Here is a 16,631-nt window from a genome sequence, read left to right on the forward strand (position 1 = left end):
GTGCTCAGATCAGGGGCTTTTCCATGATGGCGTAGGTTTTAGAGAGGTGGGCACCCTCCATGGCCTCACCGACGCGGATGACGAGCACGTTGTCCTCCAGAACCCAGCCGAAGTCGCAGTACTCATAGCCCTTTTTCTGGGAGTAGAGCTTTTGCTGCCAGAGCATGACGCCGTCGATTCCGAGGCGGCGGAACTTCTTTTTCACCCCCATATAGCCGAGCCGGAATCCCTTGATCTTGTTGCGGGTCAGGATCATCCTAGCGGCGCGGAGCAGTTCGCTGCCTTTTCGTCCTGGTTGGACGGCCATGCGCTCAAAGATGTTAGGTACGCCACCAAAAAAGGCGGCCAGCTCGCCCTTAATATAGACGAAAAGGAATAGTCCCTTCTCCATGATCAGCTGCATGTCGTCGACGTTCTTGTAGAACTCCTCGCGGGTGAAGGGGACAAAGCCCCAGTTATCGTTCCAGGCGTCGTTATAGACCTCGAGCATCTCTGCCTTGCGTTCGGCCAGCGGGCGCTGGTCCCAGGTTTCGAGGGTCACGCCGAAGTGGTCGATCACCTTTTTGCCGACCCGTTCCAGTTTTTCCTCCATCGGGCGGTTGACCGGCACCTCCCAGGATTTGACCCGTTTGACCACCTGCATCCCGTACCCCAGTAGCAGTTTTTCGTAATAGGGCATATTATACTGGTAATAGACGACGGGGCGGGTCTCGAATCCGGCGACGAGCAGGCCGGGGGTGGCCTCATTGATCGGCAGATTCTGCGGGCCGCGCATCGCTTCCATGCCCTTGCCCTTCAGCCAGGCCGCGGCGGCATCGAGGAGGGCCGCTGTGACCGCGGGATCGTCGATACTTTCGAACTGGCCGAAAAAGCCGACCTTGTCGTGCCAGTGTGCATTGTGGTTGTGGTTGACAAAGGCATTGCAGCGGCCGACCACGGTATCACCGCGCAGGGCCAGGAAAAAAGTCATTTCGCCGTGCCGGAAGAAGAGGTTGGTGGGCTCGAAAAAGCCGGTGATGCCGAGCAATTTGAAGCCGAGGTACTCATAGTCGAGCAGGGGCACAAACTGGGGATTGTCGCGGTAGTGATGCCAGTGAAACTCGACGAATTTTTTCAGCAGGCGCCGGTCTTGGGCGCTGCGGTTGGAGAACTGGATAACTTGACAGGATTCAGGACACATGGGCGCTCCGGGTTGGATGGTACGGTTCAGTCCCCCATTCAGGCCTCAGGCGAAGTATACGCATTTACCGCGGTTAATCCAAGAGTTTTCACCACCGTCGGCGGATTCGTTTTTTTTGCGCGCCGGCCGTCGCAGCGGACGCTGGCCAGGCGGCGGTGCGGCCGAAGCGAATGACGTTCTCGCCATAGCGGTCGCGGATGCGATCCACGGCGTGTTCGAGGGCCGCGCGCCGGGGCGCCGCGGTGGAGGTGAAGAGTTCGAGCTGGGGGTTGGCGGGAGCGAGCCCCTCCAGGCGCAAGGTGATCTTGCGCAGGCGCACGCGCCGGGTCAGCGCCCGATCGAGGGCGGCTGCGGCGGCGGCGAGGAGCGCCTCCTCACTGTGCGCTGGCGGCACCGCCACCCGGGCGGCCGTCTCGCGGTAATCCGAGAAGCGGATCTCGAGGGCGAGCCGGCGGGCGTGGAGTTCCCCCTGGCGCAGGCGGCGGCAGGCACGGGCGAGGAGGGCGAAGGTCAGGCGCCGGATCTCGTTAAAATCGTTGCAATCCTGCGCCAGTTCGAGGGGTTCGACGATCTCCGGGCAGCGCCGCGGCGGCTGCACCGGGCGCTCGTCGATGCCGCGGGCGCGCTGGAAGAGCAGCAGTCCGAAGCGGCCGAAGAGCATCTGCAGGTGTTCGGCCTGGATGCCGGCGAGATCGTGAATGCGGCAGACATTGAGTTCGCTGAGCTGTTCCCGCACCTTGAGCGGCAGACCGGGCAGGCAGGTGACCGGCAGCGGCGAGAGAAAGCGCGCCTCGTCGCCGTGGCGGACGTCGCAGAGGGCCTGGGTCGGATGCTGCCGGTTCAGCAGGTCGGAGGCCACCTTGCTGACCAGCTTGTTGCTGGCGACCCCGGCGACGGCCACGAGGCGCAGCCGCTCCCGGATCGCGCGCTGGGCGCGGGCCGCGGCGTCGACCGCGCCGCCGAAGAGGCGCGCCGAGCCAGTGAGGTCGAGGTAGGCATGGCCGAAGCGCAGCGGCTCGATGACGGGCGAAAAGTGCCCGAGCAGGTTGAGGAGGGCGTCGGTCGCGCGGCGGTAGAGTTCCGCGTTGGGCGGCAGTACAGTCAGGTCGGGGCAGTATTTGCGCGCCTGGGCGAGGGGCATGCCGCGCGCGACGCCGCAGCCGGCCGCCTCGCGCGAAAGGGCGGCGATCAGAGAGCGCGTTGCGGTCTGGACCGCCACGGCGACCGGGCGGCCGTGCAGGCGCGGTTCGAGCACCCGCTCCACGGCCACGGGGAAATCGCTGACATCGATATGCAGGATGGTGCGCGCCATCGTCACTGCTCCGGGTTATACCACCGTTTCGCGGATCAGGGCGACCACTTTGCCCTGCACACTCCACTCCCCCTCCGGATAGATATCGGCGTGGGCGGGATTCTCGGCATGCAGGAAATAGCGGTCCGCGCGCTGCGCCAGACGCTTGACGGTGGCTTCGTTGCCGATCAGGGCCACCACCACATCGCCGACATTGGCCTGCGCCCGGGCCTGCACCAGCACCAGATCGCCGGGCAAGATGCCGGCGTTGATCATGCTCTCGCCGGCGACGCGCAGCAGAAAATGGGGGCCCGTGGCATGCAGGAGAAACCGCGGTACCGCCACATGGCGTTCGATATTGGCCTCGGCCAACATGGGGGTGCCGGCGGCGATCGAGCCGATCAGGGGGACCCCGCTCTCTTCGCCCGCGAACTCCGCGGCCACCTGGATGCCGCGCGCCTTGTTACGGTCCCAGACGATATATCCTTTGCGGGCGAGAATCCGCAGATACTTGACCGCGGTGTTTTTGGAGGCGGCACCCAGCTCCTCGGTCAGCTCCGCCAGGGTCGGCGGATAGCCCTGCTCGCGCGAGCGTTTGACAATCAGCGCCAGCGCCTTTTCCTGTTTGCGCGACAGCTTTTCCATACCCCTCCATAAAAAAGGGTGAAATTAGTTTCACCCTTAGTATACACATTTTTGGAGCGTTTGTCAAGCAAAAAGTGTCTAAAAAATCACCTTTTCATCGCGGATGCCTGCCGTAAGGTTGAGCACTGCGGCAAGGCGGTTGTGAATCGGAGCGGGCACCTCCTGCTCCCCGAGACCCTGGTAGAGGTGGATGGCGGTGCGCATGGCCGTGATCTGACGGGAGCATTCCGGACAGGTCTGCAGGTGGCGGCGCAGCCGGTCGCAAACCTCAGAATCGATATCCTCTGCAAGTTCATTGCACACCTGTTTCAAGATCGTTTCGCACTTCATAGGCCGCTCTCGATTGCATTAACGCTTTATAATTGGATGCTGCAAAATAAAAAGGATTCACCATCACCATTTTTTCAGGCGCCAGAAGACATAGAAGACGACGACGGAGACGAAGGCGATGCCAAGAACCAGCCAGAACGCGTTCGGCGCTTGCTGCAAGGGGATGCGGACGTTCATGGAAAAGGCACTGACGACTAGGGTCGGCACCATGATGCCGATAGTGATGATGTTGAGAGTCTTCATTAGGACGTTAAGATTATTGCTCACGATCGATGCGCGCGCATCGGCCATGCTGGAAAGAATGTTGGAAAAAATCTCGGCCTGACGATAGCACTGCGAGTTCTCGATCATGATATCATCGAGCAGTTCCTCCTCCTCCTGGATGAAACCGATCTTGCCCGCGTTGTTTTTGAGGCGCTGCAGGAGGATGGAGTTCGAGGTGATGGCGTTGAGGTAATAAACCAGCGATTTTTCCAGGGAAAAGAGACTGATGAGATATTTGTTCTGCATCGAAAGATTGATCTTCTCTTCAAGCTCGTTGGTGATCATGTCGATGATCTTGAGATGCTCGAGAAAGTGGTAGATGGAACGATAGAGCATCTTGAGCATCACATCCTTGAGGCTGACCACCTTGGCGAATTTCTTGTCGTCAAACATGGGCAGATCCTCATTCGAGACCAGGATGATCTTGTCGCTGAAGAAAAAAATACCCATGGAGGTAACCCGGAAAAGGAAGCGATCTTCGACGATATAATTGCGCGGCCGCTTGTAGATCATGGCAATATGTTCAGGTTCGAATTCAAGGCGCGACAATTCGTCGGGATCGAGGGTTGAATTGAGGGTATGCTCGTCGAGTTTAAGTTCGGAGGTAAGAAATTTCTTCTCCGTTTCATCTGGACTGACATAGATGAAAATCTGTGCATCCTCCCGGGGGCAGGCCTGGATCTTTTCGTTCAAAATGTGATAACAGCGCAGCATGGCCTTCCTCTACTCTGATCCAATCTGCCGTACTCAACGCTACAAGATACGGATAATAATTGTCACATGCCAAATAGTATTTTAGGACGCCGCACGTCCTCGCCTTGAAGGTGCCACCTTCGGCTCCGGCCTATGACGGGTTCCGCCGCAACGGTTATGAATTCCATTCATTTTATTGTTGCACTTTCAGCCGGAAAATCGTATAATATGAATATCATTCATTATTGGCCTCTTTCCGAAAGGTTGACTCATGATCCTTCACCATGCATTCATCCGCACCGCCAAGCGGCTGGGCAGCAAGCCCGCAATCATCGACCGCACCTTGGAGCGGCGCCTGAGTTACGACAAAACCCTCATCGCCAGCTTGATCTTCGCCGACTATCTCAAACGCTTCCGCGAGGGATTTATCGGTGTGATGATCCCAACCTCTTCGGGATCGATCCTCGCCACCCTCGGCACGGTCATGGCCGGTAAGGTTCCGGTGATGATCAACTACTCTACCGGGGCGGCCGAAAATTGCGAATACGCCCAAACCAAGTGTGGCTTTTCAACCATCATCACCTCCAAGGCGCTACTCGAAAAAATCAACTGCCGGGTGGTGCCGGGGATGATTTTCGTCGAAGATATCCTCGCCGGGATCAGCGTCAGAGCCAAGCTCAAGGCGGCACTGCGCTCCAAACTTCCGGCCGCCTTGCTGATCGCCACCCTCCCTTCGGCGAAGGAGGACGATACCGTGGTGATTCTTTTCACCAGCGGCAGCGAAAAGGACCCCAAGGGCGTCCAACTCACCCACAGGAATTTCAGCTGCAACATCACTGACCTGATCCAGGTATTTCAGCTCTCCGAAAAAGACCGTTTCATGGGGGTGCTGCCGCTGTTTCATGTCTTTGGTCATAATGCCAATTTCTGGTTGCCTTTGGTGACTGGTATGACCAACATCACAGTGGCCAATCCCCTGGAATATAAAACGATTCCCAAAATCATCCGTGAGGAACAACCCACGCTTATTGCCGGAACGCCGATCTTTTTCGCCGGGTATTTGCGCGAGTCCGAACCCGGCGATTTCGCCTCCCTCCGACTGGTCCTACCCGGTGCGGACAAGACCCCGGATTGGCTGCGCGAGGGTTATCGTAACAAGCACGGCATCGAGCTGATGGAGGCATACGGCACCACCGAAACCAGTCCGGGGATCTCTGTTAATACCCTCGAGGCGAACAAGCCCGGGAGCATCGGCCGCCCGCTGCCCAGCGTTCAGGTCCGTATTGCCGACTTGGAAACCGGTGAGCCCCTGCCACCCAATCAGGAGGGCAAGATCCTGGTCAAAGGAGAGCTCGTCATGAAGGGCTATTTCGACGACCTCGAAGAGACCTCGCTGCGCATCAAGGATGGCTGGTACGACACGGGTGATATGGGGATCATGGATGAGGACGGCTTCCTCTGGCATCGTGGACGATTGAAGCGCTTCGTCAAGATCGGCGGTGAAATGGTTTCGCTGGTGCGCACCGAAAGCGTTCTCGAACATCATCTGCCGCCGGGAATTTCCTGCTGCGTGGTCGAGATCCCCGATTCGCTCAAGGGCGCGCGCATTGTTGCAGCCGTAACAGCTCCGGTGGAAGCGCGGGACCTCCTTAAAAAGATGGCCAAAGAACTGCCGGCTATTGCCTTGCCGAAGGATTTTATCGTGCTGGAGGAGATGCCCAAGATGGGTAGCGGCAAGATTGACTTCCGCGCGGTGGCGAGCCGCGTGCGGACGGTACTGCAAAATACCCGATAACCGCCACTGTATGGAGCTTGCGGGCCCTGCCAATTCGACAGGGCCTTTTTTATTGGTTTTGCATGCGCGTGCGCAGTTGGTCGATGTTGCGTCCAAGTTTGCGCCGTTCCGGGCTGAGAAAGTAGCAGATGAAAAAGATGCCTGTCGTCACCATCACGATGGTGGCGCCCGAGGCGAGGTTGAACCACACCGAGAGGAAGAGGCCAAACCAGGTCGAACCGACCCCGATGAGGATGGAGAGGCCCATCACTTTCTTGAAATCGTCGCTTAAAAGCAGGCCGGAAGCCGCAGGTGTCACTATCAGTGCGGAAACCAGGACAATGCCCACGCTTTTGATGGAGAGGACGATGGTGATGGCGATCAGGCTCATCATCAGCAGATTGAGTCCCTTGACCTTCAACCCCGTCACTTTGGCCATTTCCGGATCGAAGGTAAGCAGGAGGAATTCCTTGAAGAAATACCAGACCGCGCCGAGGACCAGCAGCGCGATGACAATACTAGAGTGGAGATCAAACCGACTGACGGCGAGGATATTGCCGAAGAGATAGCCGAAAAGGTCTGCTTGGTAGCCCTTCATCAAGCCGATGAGGAGAACCCCAAAGGCCATGGTCGATGCGAAGAAGATGCCGACCGCACTGTCCTCACGCACCTTGCGTTCTTCGCCGAGGAACGCGATGCCCCAGGCGGCACCCAAGCAAAAGAAGATGGTCGTAAAGAAGGGATTGATGCCGAGCACCAGACCGAGGGCGACACCGCCAAAGGAGGCATGGGCGATCCCTGCGCCGATGAAGGCCATGCTGCGCAGAACGACATACACGCCGATTACGGCACATACGGTGCCAATCAGGGCGGCCGAGATCAAAGCACGCTGCATGAAGGGATAAGAGAGTATCTCCATAGTGCCTATCTCAGGGATGCGGGTGGCTCGGGCCGTGGGCCGGCGTCGGCACAACCATGTGAGGGACCTGGCCATGCTGGAAGAACATCGCATCGCAGCCGTACATGTCTTCGAGGGTTTCACTGCCGAGCACTTCCTGGGGCCGGCCATGGGCGACCAGACGGCGGTTGAGGCAGGCCACGGCTGAAACATAGCGTGAAACCACGCCGACATCATGGGAGACCAGGATCAGGGTTATTTGCATCTGCTGGTGCATATGATGGACCCACTCGTAAAAACCCTCGGTTGCTCCGACATCGAGGGCAGCGGTAGGTTCGTCGAGGAGGAGAAGCTCCGGCTCTAGGGCCAGAGCCCGGGCGATCAAGGCCCGTTGCCGCTGACCGCCGCTCAGCCGTCCGATCTGGCGTTGGGCGAGATCGCTCATTTCGACGCGTTCCAGGGCCTGATCGACGGCACGCCAGTCTTGTGTTCTGGGTCGTGTGCCGAGGCCGATCTTGTGGCTGCGTCCGAGCATGACCATATCGCGCACCCGCAAGGGAAAATTGAAATCGATCTGAGCATACTGCGGTACATAGCCAATCCGGTCGCGCAAGGCGCCGAGTTGCCCGGGCCTGCGCCCGAAAAGTGTGATGGCGCCGCTGATCGGCTCGATGAGCCCGAGCATCGTCCGCAGTAGAGTGGTCTTACCGGAGCCGTTCGGGCCAAGAATGCCCCAGAATTCGCCGCGGCGGATGCTGAAGGTGATGTTCTCGAGTGCCAGCTTGTCCTGATAGGCCACCGAGAGATTTTCGCAGGCAATGACGATAGGGTTCATTGGGGGCTCATTTCATAACCTCGGCCATGCGGGCCACGTTTTGCCGCATGAGCTGGATATAGCCAAATCCGGGGCGGTCCTCACCGAGCGGATCGAGGAGTATCACGCGGGCGCCGCATTCCCTGGCGATGGTTTCGCTGCTTTTTGTGGGAAATTGTCTTTCGGCGAAGAGGGCGGTGAGGCCGAGTTTCCGGGCGGTTTCGATAATCTGAACCATTTCCTGGGGGGTGGGTTCGAATCCGGGTCTTTTTTCGATCACCGCCGCTTGAGTAAGTTTATAGTTGTCGGCGAAGTAATTCCACGAGGCATGAAAGCAGATGAAGGAGCGCTGCATCCAACTGGCGACTTCAAGGGTGATTGCGTTGTCGAGGCTGCGCAAGGAGTCGAGGTAGTTCTGACAGTTGCGGCGATAGAGGGAGGCGTTGGCGGCATCGATCGCGATGAGAGCATCGCTGATGGCCTGGACCTGGCGCATGGCCAGCGGCGGAGAGAGCCAGACGTGGGGATTGCCGCCGGGATGTTCGTGTCCTGCGTGTTCTTCCGTCAGCGGGCGTATTCCTGCTGCAGTCTCAACAACTGTGAATTGTTTCTTGCCGATCGCATCAATCAACTTGTTCGACCAGAACTCCAGTCCCATGCCGTTGAGTACCAGCAAACGCGCCCGGCTGGTGCGGCGGACTGTTTCTGGCGTCAACTCGAAGGTATGCGGATTGGCGGCGCCGTTCACGATCGTCACCACCTCCACGTTGTTGCCGCCCACCTGGCGGACGAAATCGGCGAGGGGAAAGATGCTGGCGGCGACGACCAGCTTGCCGAGATTCGGATCGCGGGTATCATCGCTTCGGCACCCGAGCAGGACGAGGCTCAGGATCAGAACCATGACTGTGAAGGGCATCCACTTCATTGCGGGTTTTCCACCTTGTCAAGCGCGCGATCCGCGGTTATTTGCGGCTTTCGCCGGTTTTTCATCAAGCGCAGATAGAGTCGCTCCGGCAGCAGCCGCCCGAGCTGCGCGAGGAGGACCATGGGCCATGGGAACCGGATTTCATATTTTTCTTGTTCCAGGCCGTTCAGGATGATGCGGGCGGCGCTGGGGGCTTCGATCATAAAGGGTTTGTAGTACCCACTGTTTTCGGTCATCGGGGTCCGGACAAAACCGGGTGAAATGACCGCCAGATACACCCCGTGGCCCTGGCAGTCGATGCGCACGCTCTCGATGAAACGGTTTAAAGCGGCTTTGGAGGCTGAATAGGTTGCAGCGCCGGGCATGCCCCGATAGCTGGCGAGGCTGGAGGTGACGGCAATGAAGCCCTTTTGTTGCGCCAGCAAGCGGGGCAGGAAGGCGGTGATGAACTGGACCGCGCCCCAGAAGTTGATTTCGAATTCGCGGCGCATGCGGACCGGATCCATATCCGTCACCGCAAATCCGCCGCTGACGCCAGCGTTGAGAATCAGTCCATCCGGCGTCATTCCGGAATCCTGGAGCTGCGCGCAGAGGGCCGTGACGGCCTGAGGATTGGCGAGATCGCAGGACGAAAACCGGTGCCGGTCCATTCCCCCTGGAAGCTCCGCCGCCAGCTGCCGCAGCTGGTCGCTGCGCCGCGCGACGAGGATCAGCCGACAACCGCGGTGGCCCAGCTGGCGGGCCAGTTCAATGCCGATGCCGCTGGAGGCGCCGGTCAGGAGGATGGTCTGATGGTCTAGTCTCATGGCGCAGGGGTGATCGTAAATAAAATCGGGCTGCAAACTGTTAAGTAATGTATGCATTTAGGTTCAAAAATGCAAGCCCATTCCGGAAAGGCCCTGCGATTGTCCCGCGATGATACACCAGGCCATTCCTGCACATTCCTGCCCCCGCCGGCCGGGGAAAGCGTCCTCTAATCCCCATAATAACAGCGAAAATAGGCCACGTGGCATTGGCATTTTATTTGCAATAAAGCAAATTTGAGCATACCCTTTTAGCAGGAGGAGCCATGATTGGACGGAAATTGTCCATATTGGGCATGATGGGGCTGCTGGTCGCAGCTCCGGTTCGATCCCAGGTCGTCATCCAAGCCCAGGTTCTGCAACGGGATTTGCGCCTCTTTTTCCTCAGCGATTTTAACTTTACCGGCCGCAGCCGGACTACCGCCGAATTTTTCAGCGTGACCATGACCAACACCTCAGCTAGCGCACAAAGCTGCTGCCTTCATCTGCGCATCGACAAGAGAAGCGGCGCTCTGCTGGAGCCCCTCGCCAGCGGGACCACCGATCCTTTTCCCCTGTCCGCCGGGCAGGTCATCCGCGTCACCAACGTCAACCTCTTTTCGCAAGCCCGACAGTTCTCGCTCAACGATTACGCCATTGAAAGCGGCGGCGAAACCGTGCGCGACCGGGTCTTGTCCACCGGCAAGCTGCCTTCAGGAATCTACCGGTTCACCTTTCAGATCCAGCCCTGCGGCGGCGGCAGCTTTCCTTCCTCCGATTCCTATATCGAAATAGATGTCTCCAATCCCTCCAGCCTGGATTTGATCGGTCCGGGGGCGCCGGCTGGACGCGGAATTCCGGGACTCTCCCCTTCTCTCTTCCCGATGTTCCGCTGGAGCTCCAATCTCGAGCGGTTCCGTTTGACGATCGCGGAAAAACTGGCGGATGTCCATGATGCGGCCAGCCCGGCTGAAATCATCCAGGACCGCATCCGCTTCCAGCGCAACTTGACCCTCGATCCGGCGCGCAGCGGCAGCCGCTCTGCCGATGGATCCGAATTCATCGCCACGACGAGCTATCTCTACCCGAGCGCCGATGCCTGGCCTCTTGAACCGGGAAAGACCTATTACTGGCAGGTCACCGGACTGGCCGCCGCTCCCGGCGAAGAGATCGGCCTGACGAGCGAAATCTGGGCCTTTACCATCCAGGACGGGGGATCCTCAGCAACGGCTGCCGAAGTGAGCCTTGCCGGCCTCCTGAGCACCTTGCGCCCGGCCGCCGGCGAGCCCCTCTCCGCCTATACAGCCCGGGGCGGCGAGCTGGACGGTTATACCCTAACCGGGCGATTCTGGCTGAATGGCCGCTGGATAACCCGGGAAGAATTACAGGAGATCCTGCTGAAACTCTCCACCGGCGAATACAAGATCATCGAAACCCGGGTGGAATAACCTTATTAAGGAGTTCATCATGCGGAATACCGGAATATCGCGGTTCATCCCGGCGTTGTTCTACGGATTCCTCTCCCTGCCATTGCATGCAGATGCGGAGCCCGAGATTGCCTTTGTCCTCAAAGTCACGGGTGAAGCCCGGGTGAAAAGCGGCACAGCGGATTGGGCGCCGCTCCAAAAGGGGGCGCGGTTGCATGACCAGGACAGGATCCGGACCGGTGCGGAAGCCCTGGTGGCGATCGTCTTTCTCGATGACAAAACGATGATGAAGATCCACGCCGCCTCGGAGGTAAAAATTGTCACCAGCAAGACCGAGAAAGGCCTGCACAAACGGATCATCATGGAAATGGGGCAGATGTGGAGCAAGGTGATTCCAGGCCGCGGCGGGTATCAGGTCGAAACCCCCTCCGGGGTTGCTGCCGTCAAGGGGACTGAATTTTACACCCTGATCGATGAGCAGGGTGAGACGGTCATCATCGGTCTCGAGGGTCTGGTAGAATTCTTCAATGAGATGGGATCAGTCCTGGTTAAGAAGGGTGAGACAGGCCGGGCGCTCAAGGGAAGCTCACCGCGGGTGGAGCCGACGACAACCTTCGACGATTGGGCTGCCGGTGACCGGATCCAGGAACTTGATCTGGAGTACCGCAATGAAGCAGGCACCATCAAACATCTGAAAATCAGGTACAAATAACGCGGGACGCGGCAGCCATGAAGCGAACAGCATTGCACCCGGAGTTGTGCAGCGGGCGGGCTGCGCTCCTGATGCTTCTCCTGGGAGCCTTTTCCCTCTCCGCCCAACCGCTCATTCATCATGTGCCCCCTGAATCGGTGCGGGCGGGAGAGGATGTGCCGGTGCAATTCAGCCTGACCGGTTATATCGGCCGGGTGGTGATGGCTAGAGCCTATTTCCGGCTGGAGGCCGAAACTGCCTACCGTTCTATTGATCTGGTCAGCCAACCTCCCGGCTGGCAGGGTGTTATTCCCGGACGGCTGGTGCGCGGTAGTACCCTGAACTATTTTATCTCTGTCCTGCTCGACAATCAGAACATAATCACCTGGCCCGCAGTCAATCCCTATAATAATCCCCATGTGGTCGCCATCAGTAAGCCTGCAGGGGTGCCTCCCGCAACGGCACTTCCAGCGGACCGAAAAGAGCCGCAGCAGCCTCCGGCCCATACCCCTGCGCCAGCCACTGCGGCCTCTGCAGCGGACACCCTGATTCTTCTATCCCCCGATCAGGGAGGGCGCTATGCACCGGGCGAAGTGATCATCGCCGTCTCCTACTACTCTGAAAGCAGCCGACTCAATCCGCAAAGTGTCCGTCTCACGCTGGATGGTCGCGATGTCACCTCGTCAGCGGAAATCAGCGAGATGCTGGTTTCCTATACGGCCGCATCGCTGTCACCCGGCCCGCACACGGCTATGGTCAGGGCCAAAGAGAGCAGCGGAAGGGCCCTGCCCCCGCTGCAGATCCGGTTTGCGATCGAGTCTAGCATGGAAGCGGGAGCACCCAGGCTGCGTCCCTCCTTTCAGGGACATGCCTGGATGGAGGGGCTCCAGGAGGATTTCGCCGGCAACAGAAATGGCATCGCCATGGCGGGAGCCGATTTTTCCGGCAAGCTCAGTAGCTTTACCTATCGCGCCACACTCTATCTCACCTCACTCGAAAGCCGGCACTATCAGCCGCGCGATCGTTTCGGCTTTTCCATTGCCAGCCGCCTGATCGGGGTCAATTTAGGCGATTCCTATCCGCGCCTGCACGAGCTGATTCTTGCGGGGAGGCGGATCCGCGGCGCTTCCGGCTATGTGCATCTCGGCTTGCTCAACATCGATCTCGTCTATGGCCAGACTCAGAGAGCGGTGAAAACCCGTTTTATCCGGAACCCGGCCGGCCTCCTAACGCCTAGTGTCTACGGCGTTTACCGCCAATCCATCCTCGGGATTCGTCCTAGCCTGGGCGACGGGCGGGTCTTTCAGCTTGGGATGACCCTGGCGAAGATACGCGACGATACCACCTCCATCCAAGCGGGAATTCATCCCCAGGACAATCTGGTCATCGGACCCGATGTCAAGCTCGCCCTTTTTAGCAGCCGAGTGTTGCTTACCAGTGCGGCCGCGTTAAGCGTTCTTACGCAGGATATCTCCACAGGTCCTGCCACAGCGGAGGAGTTGCAGAGAGCGCTGAATACCGATTCAGAGCTGCCCCTGAACCCCGCCGATGTGGCGGATCTTCTCATCATCAATGACAGCACGGTCCCCCTGGATCCCCTTTCGCAAAGTTCGCTGGCTTGGTTTCTTAACCTGCAGATCAATCAGTGGGGGCATGCGGTCAACCTCGGCTACCGTTCGATCGGCGGTCAGTATACCTCGCTCGCCAATCCTTGGCTTCGCAAGGATCTGCGCGGCTTTTATGCGCAGGACCGTTTCCGGCTCCTGCAGAACAAACTCTATCTCGATCTCGGCCTTGAAACCAGTGCGGACAACTTTAGCAAATTGAACGGTAATCCCCGGACTGATCTGCGCACCCTCAAGGGCGGCCTCGCTTTTTTCCCCGGGGATCCCTATCCCCAACTCAGCGTCAACTTGCGTGATCAGCTCCGCGACAATCACATGCGCGAGACCTCCACCGAGCGGATCGCGGTCAGCTCGGTGATGGACACCCTGATCACCCGGGACGATCGCGAAAAGATATGGTTCCGCGACTTGATCCTCCAGGCCACCCAGCCCTTCCAACTATTGCAGGCCAACCATCAGCTCGGCGTCAGCTATATCAGCAGCCGCAACATCGATGAATATGAGAAAGATCGGGCCGCCCGGCTCGCCTCCTCCGGCCTGTACAACCGGGTAGTGCTGGTATCCCTTACGAGTCGCTTTCCGGTTCCTTTTTCCAGCCTCCTCAGTTACAGCAGCAATCGCAGCGAGGGTGCGGCGTTCATGACCATGAAGTATGTGACCCTGGCAGTCAGCGGCGAGTACCGCTGGCTGCAGGACCGACTCAGTACATTTGCCGAATGGCGGCAGGTCTCCTTCCGTCAGGAAGTCGCAGCAGCTTCCGATGCGAGTACCAGGCGCGACCAGCTGCGATTCGGTCTGCGCTGGAATCTCGCCGCAGGCAGCACGCTGCAGGGTGAAGGTCAGTTCTGGTTCCATGATACACCCGCCGTATCCAGCCAAGACCAAACGGAGCACTTCTTCCGGGTACGGTATGACCGGTATTTCTAGGGAAAGAGCAGCCGGGAGCGGCCGCGTATGAACCGGCAGCGGGCCAAAGAACACTGGCGCGCGGCCGCTCTGGTCACGCTGCTTTCGATCATCCTGGGCTTCATTCTGAACTCGCTGACGATGGTCGAAAACCTGCAGTACAAGGCGGTCAACACCCTCTTCAACCTGCGTGGCAAGGTAACGCCCCCGGACACCTCGATCGTCCTGGTGACCATCGATGATCAAACGCTTGCCAGTCTTCCCGCTAAGCTGCCCTATCCTCGCAGCTATTATGTCACCATGGTGGACCATCTGATGGCTGCTGGCGCCCGGTTGATCGTCTTTGATATCGAATTCACCGAGACCAGCGTGGAACGGCCGGGGGAGGACCTGGCGCTGGCGGCTGCAGTCCAGCGCAGCGGCAAGGTTGTGCTCGCCGGCAAGGTGGTCCTCGACATTGGCAGCCGGGTAGTCGACAACCAGCACGTCCTCAAGCCGGTCGATCCGCTCATACGAAGTGGCGCTTCGGTAGGGCTGGTGAATGTGGTCGAGGATACGGACGGCTTCATTCGCCGCTATATCCTTTTTCAGACGACCGGCAACCAGACCTGGTATACCCTGGCCGTAGAAGCTGCCCGGGTTCTGGCAGGTGAAGCGGGAAACGATGCCCCGGCTTACGGTTCGGCGCCTTTCCGCATTGGCGGCAAAACGATTCCGCGCAGCCGCAGCAATACGATGTGGATTAATTTCCGCGGCCCCGCACGTACCTTCCGCACCTATTCACTGGCCAGCGTTCTGGATGATTCGGCTTTCACATTGGAGGGGGACGAGGATACCGACATTTTTTCCCAATATCTGGAGTGGGGGACGTTTCGCGACAAAATTGTCTTTGTTGGGGCGGCAGCCGAGGAATTGCAGGATAATAAACTCACCCCCTATTTCGAGTGGGAGGGCGTAAAGCAAAAGATGCCTGGTGTCGAGCTGCATGCCAATGCCCTGAGCACCCTCCTCCGCGGCGATTTTATCCGTGCCCTGCCGGAGTGGTTCACCCTTCTGCTCTCCCTCCTGCTCGCCTTCAGCTGCGGTTTTGTCGCGCGCTGGGTTCAGGGGATCCGCGTTCTGGCGGTCGTGCTCGGGATTGCCCTCCTCTTCGCCGGTGCGGTCCTTTTCTGCTTTACCCGTCTTCACCTGATCCTTCCCATAACGGCGCCGCTCATTTCCCTGGCGCTCGCTGTGGTTGGACAAATGTCCTACCAGGTCGCCGTTGAACAGCGTGAGAAAAAATACATCCGCCAGACCTTTCAGCAATATGTGGCGCCTACGGTAGTCGAGAAGATGCTCAGTTCCGGCGAGCTGCCCAGTTTCGGCGGCGAACGCAAGGAGTTGAGCGTGCTCTTCTCCGATATCCGCAATTTTACACGCTTCAGCGAGGCCCACGAACCTGAAGCGGTGGCGACGCGGCTCTCCGAGTATTTGAGCGAGATGGTGGAGGTCATCTTCAAGTACGATGGCACACTGGACAAGTTCGTCGGGGACGCTATCATGGCCGTCTATGGGGCGCCCTACGCCTTTGCGGATCATGCCGAGCGGGCCTGCCGGACTGCGGTGGAGATGCAGCAGAGGCTGCGTGAGCTACGGAAGGGCTGGGCGGACGAGACGTTCGGCGGGTTCCGTATCGGGATCGGCATCAACACCGGAAAGATGATCGTGGGCAACCTCGGATCGCGGCAGTTGTTCGATTATACCGTCATCGGCGACCAGGTCAACCTGGCTTCCCGCCTCGAAGGGGCCAACAAGGAGTACGAAACCGGGATCATCATTTCAGAAAGCACCTACGAACAGGTCGCCACCTCCGCGCTGGTCCGCGAACTCGATAAGGTGCGGCTGGTGGGGCGCACCCAGCCCATCCGCATCTTTGAATTGCGCAGTATGGATGCGCTTCCGCAGCTCGAGCAGGATTACCTGATAGATCTCTACACCGAGGCGCTGGAGGCATACCGGTTGCGTCGCTGGAGCGAGGCGCTGATTTCCTTCCGCCGGATTTTGCGCCAATTCCCCGACGACGGCCCATCCCGGCTTTATACCGTTCGCTGTCTGAATTTTCTCGAAACGCCTGCCCCGGAAGACTGGGATGGCGTCTATGACATGAAACAGAAATAATGGCAGTTTAAAAAGGAGTATTCATGATGCAACAGGAAGATCAACTCAACAAACCGGTGGTGGGAGAATTCAAAGGGAATCCCATCCTGACCCTCAACCCCGACGAGCGTTTTCCCTTTTCGTTCGGGTTGTCCAAAGCGCGCTTGATTCTGGCCCATATCGAAGAGATCAAGGCTTTCGTTGAGGAGTACAGCAAGAAATAGCTGTAGTCAACGGACGGTAACGA

15 protein-coding genes are annotated in these 16,631 nt (G+C 58.7%); 6 read left to right on the forward strand and 9 right to left on the reverse strand.

Annotated elements, in window-relative coordinates; all coding sequences use genetic code 11:
- Positions 1-4: 4 nt before the first annotated feature.
- The 5 genes from PLH32_09385 to PLH32_09405 form a co-directional block, all read right to left on the reverse strand.
- The gene (locus PLH32_09385) at positions 5-1,180 is read right to left on the reverse strand and encodes a hypothetical protein (protein ID HQJ64807.1); all 1,176 of its coding nucleotides are present in this window, start codon (positions 1,178-1,180) and stop codon (positions 5-7) included.
- A gap of 88 nt (positions 1,181-1,268) precedes the next feature.
- Complete coding sequence (locus PLH32_09390) at positions 1,269-2,492, reverse strand: hypothetical protein (GenBank protein ID HQJ64808.1); 1,224 nt, start codon at positions 2,490-2,492, stop codon at positions 1,269-1,271.
- Between the two features lie 15 nt (positions 2,493-2,507).
- Positions 2,508-3,116 (reverse strand): transcriptional repressor LexA, encoded by a 609-nt coding sequence (gene lexA, locus PLH32_09395; GenBank protein HQJ64809.1) that lies wholly within the window; start codon positions 3,114-3,116, stop codon positions 2,508-2,510.
- A gap of 78 nt (positions 3,117-3,194) precedes the next feature.
- A complete protein-coding gene (locus tag PLH32_09400; protein ID HQJ64810.1) occupies positions 3,195-3,446 on the reverse strand; it encodes a hypothetical protein in 252 nt (83 codons plus the stop codon).
- Between the two features lie 63 nt (positions 3,447-3,509).
- A complete protein-coding gene (locus PLH32_09405; GenBank protein HQJ64811.1) occupies positions 3,510-4,424 on the reverse strand; it encodes a magnesium transporter CorA family protein in 915 nt (304 codons plus the stop codon).
- 250 nt (positions 4,425-4,674) lie between these two features.
- Between PLH32_09405 and PLH32_09410 the strand changes: the two genes are divergently transcribed.
- The gene (locus PLH32_09410) at positions 4,675-6,198 is read left to right on the forward strand and encodes an AMP-binding protein (GenBank protein ID HQJ64812.1); all 1,524 of its coding nucleotides are present in this window, start codon (positions 4,675-4,677) and stop codon (positions 6,196-6,198) included.
- A gap of 49 nt (positions 6,199-6,247) precedes the next feature.
- Here PLH32_09410 and PLH32_09415 read toward each other — a convergent pair whose 3' ends face one another.
- Genes PLH32_09415 through PLH32_09430 form a run of 4 tightly spaced genes read right to left on the reverse strand, consistent with a single transcriptional unit; the run spans position 6,248 to position 9,677 of the window.
- Positions 6,248-7,096 (reverse strand): metal ABC transporter permease, encoded by an 849-nt coding sequence (locus tag PLH32_09415; GenBank protein ID HQJ64813.1) that lies wholly within the window; start codon positions 7,094-7,096, stop codon positions 6,248-6,250.
- A gap of 10 nt (positions 7,097-7,106) precedes the next feature.
- A complete protein-coding gene (locus PLH32_09420) occupies positions 7,107-7,910 on the reverse strand; it encodes a metal ABC transporter ATP-binding protein (GenBank protein HQJ64814.1) in 804 nt (267 codons plus the stop codon).
- Positions 7,911-7,917: 7 nt separating this feature from the next.
- Positions 7,918-8,814, reverse strand: coding sequence for a metal ABC transporter substrate-binding protein (locus tag PLH32_09425; protein ID HQJ64815.1), 897 nt, complete (start codon positions 8,812-8,814; stop codon positions 7,918-7,920).
- Positions 8,811-9,677 (reverse strand): SDR family NAD(P)-dependent oxidoreductase, encoded by an 867-nt coding sequence (locus PLH32_09430; GenBank protein ID HQJ64816.1) that lies wholly within the window; start codon positions 9,675-9,677, stop codon positions 8,811-8,813. Before PLH32_09430 ends, PLH32_09425 begins: the two co-directional genes overlap by 4 nt.
- Before the next feature lie 206 nt (positions 9,678-9,883).
- On the opposite strand from PLH32_09430, the gene PLH32_09435 reads away from it, so the two are divergent.
- From PLH32_09435 to PLH32_09455, 5 genes are read left to right on the forward strand one after another with little or no spacing between them, the layout of a single operon-like run.
- Positions 9,884-11,044 carry a hypothetical protein gene (locus tag PLH32_09435; protein ID HQJ64817.1) on the forward strand — a complete coding sequence of 387 codons (1,161 nt, stop codon included), beginning with the start codon at positions 9,884-9,886 and terminating at the stop codon, positions 11,042-11,044.
- 19 nt (positions 11,045-11,063) lie between these two features.
- A complete protein-coding gene (locus PLH32_09440) occupies positions 11,064-11,735 on the forward strand; it encodes a FecR family protein (GenBank protein HQJ64818.1) in 672 nt (223 codons plus the stop codon).
- A gap of 17 nt (positions 11,736-11,752) precedes the next feature.
- Positions 11,753-14,266, forward strand: a complete 2,514-nt coding sequence (locus tag PLH32_09445) for a hypothetical protein (GenBank protein HQJ64819.1) — start codon at positions 11,753-11,755, stop codon at positions 14,264-14,266.
- A gap of 27 nt (positions 14,267-14,293) precedes the next feature.
- Positions 14,294-16,405, forward strand: a complete 2,112-nt coding sequence (locus tag PLH32_09450) for an adenylate/guanylate cyclase domain-containing protein (protein ID HQJ64820.1) — start codon at positions 14,294-14,296, stop codon at positions 16,403-16,405.
- Positions 16,406-16,428: 23 nt separating this feature from the next.
- Positions 16,429-16,608, forward strand: coding sequence for a hypothetical protein (locus PLH32_09455; GenBank protein ID HQJ64821.1), 180 nt, complete (start codon positions 16,429-16,431; stop codon positions 16,606-16,608).
- Positions 16,609-16,631: the final 23 nt, after the last annotated feature.

It is taken from the genome of bacterium, from assembly GCA_035419245.1.
Taxonomy (GTDB): Bacteria; Zhuqueibacterota; Zhuqueibacteria; order Residuimicrobiales; family Residuimicrobiaceae; genus JAKPUX01.

What these genes read in the sequence shown, in the direction of transcription:
- PLH32_09435 (HQJ64817.1), top strand. Translation starts at nt 9,884, where the DNA reads ATGATTGGACGGAAATTGTCCATATTGGGCATGATGGGGCTGCTGGTC.
- PLH32_09410 (HQJ64812.1), top strand. Translation starts at nt 4,675, where the DNA reads ATGATCCTTCACCATGCATTCATCCGCACCGCCAAGCGGCTGGGCAGC.
- PLH32_09400 (HQJ64810.1), bottom strand. Translation starts at nt 3,446, where the DNA reads ATGAAGTGCGAAACGATCTTGAAACAGGTGTGCAATGAACTTGCAGAG.
- PLH32_09450 (HQJ64820.1), top strand. Translation starts at nt 14,294, where the DNA reads ATGAACCGGCAGCGGGCCAAAGAACACTGGCGCGCGGCCGCTCTGGTC.
- PLH32_09455 (HQJ64821.1), top strand. Translation starts at nt 16,429, where the DNA reads ATGATGCAACAGGAAGATCAACTCAACAAACCGGTGGTGGGAGAATTC.
- PLH32_09415 (HQJ64813.1), bottom strand. Translation starts at nt 7,096, where the DNA reads ATGGAGATACTCTCTTATCCCTTCATGCAGCGTGCTTTGATCTCGGCC.
- PLH32_09430 (HQJ64816.1), bottom strand. Translation starts at nt 9,677, where the DNA reads ATGCATACATTACTTAACAGTTTGCAGCCCGATTTTATTTACGATCAC.
- PLH32_09445 (HQJ64819.1), top strand. Translation starts at nt 11,753, where the DNA reads ATGAAGCGAACAGCATTGCACCCGGAGTTGTGCAGCGGGCGGGCTGCG.
- PLH32_09405 (HQJ64811.1), bottom strand. Translation starts at nt 4,424, where the DNA reads ATGCTGCGCTGTTATCACATTTTGAACGAAAAGATCCAGGCCTGCCCC.
- lexA (HQJ64809.1), bottom strand. Translation starts at nt 3,116, where the DNA reads ATGGAAAAGCTGTCGCGCAAACAGGAAAAGGCGCTGGCGCTGATTGTC.
- PLH32_09420 (HQJ64814.1), bottom strand. Translation starts at nt 7,910, where the DNA reads ATGAACCCTATCGTCATTGCCTGCGAAAATCTCTCGGTGGCCTATCAG.
- PLH32_09390 (HQJ64808.1), bottom strand. Translation starts at nt 2,492, where the DNA reads ATGGCGCGCACCATCCTGCATATCGATGTCAGCGATTTCCCCGTGGCC.
- PLH32_09440 (HQJ64818.1), top strand. Translation starts at nt 11,064, where the DNA reads ATGCGGAATACCGGAATATCGCGGTTCATCCCGGCGTTGTTCTACGGA.
- PLH32_09425 (HQJ64815.1), bottom strand. Translation starts at nt 8,814, where the DNA reads ATGAAGTGGATGCCCTTCACAGTCATGGTTCTGATCCTGAGCCTCGTC.
- PLH32_09385 (HQJ64807.1), bottom strand. Translation starts at nt 1,180, where the DNA reads ATGTGTCCTGAATCCTGTCAAGTTATCCAGTTCTCCAACCGCAGCGCC.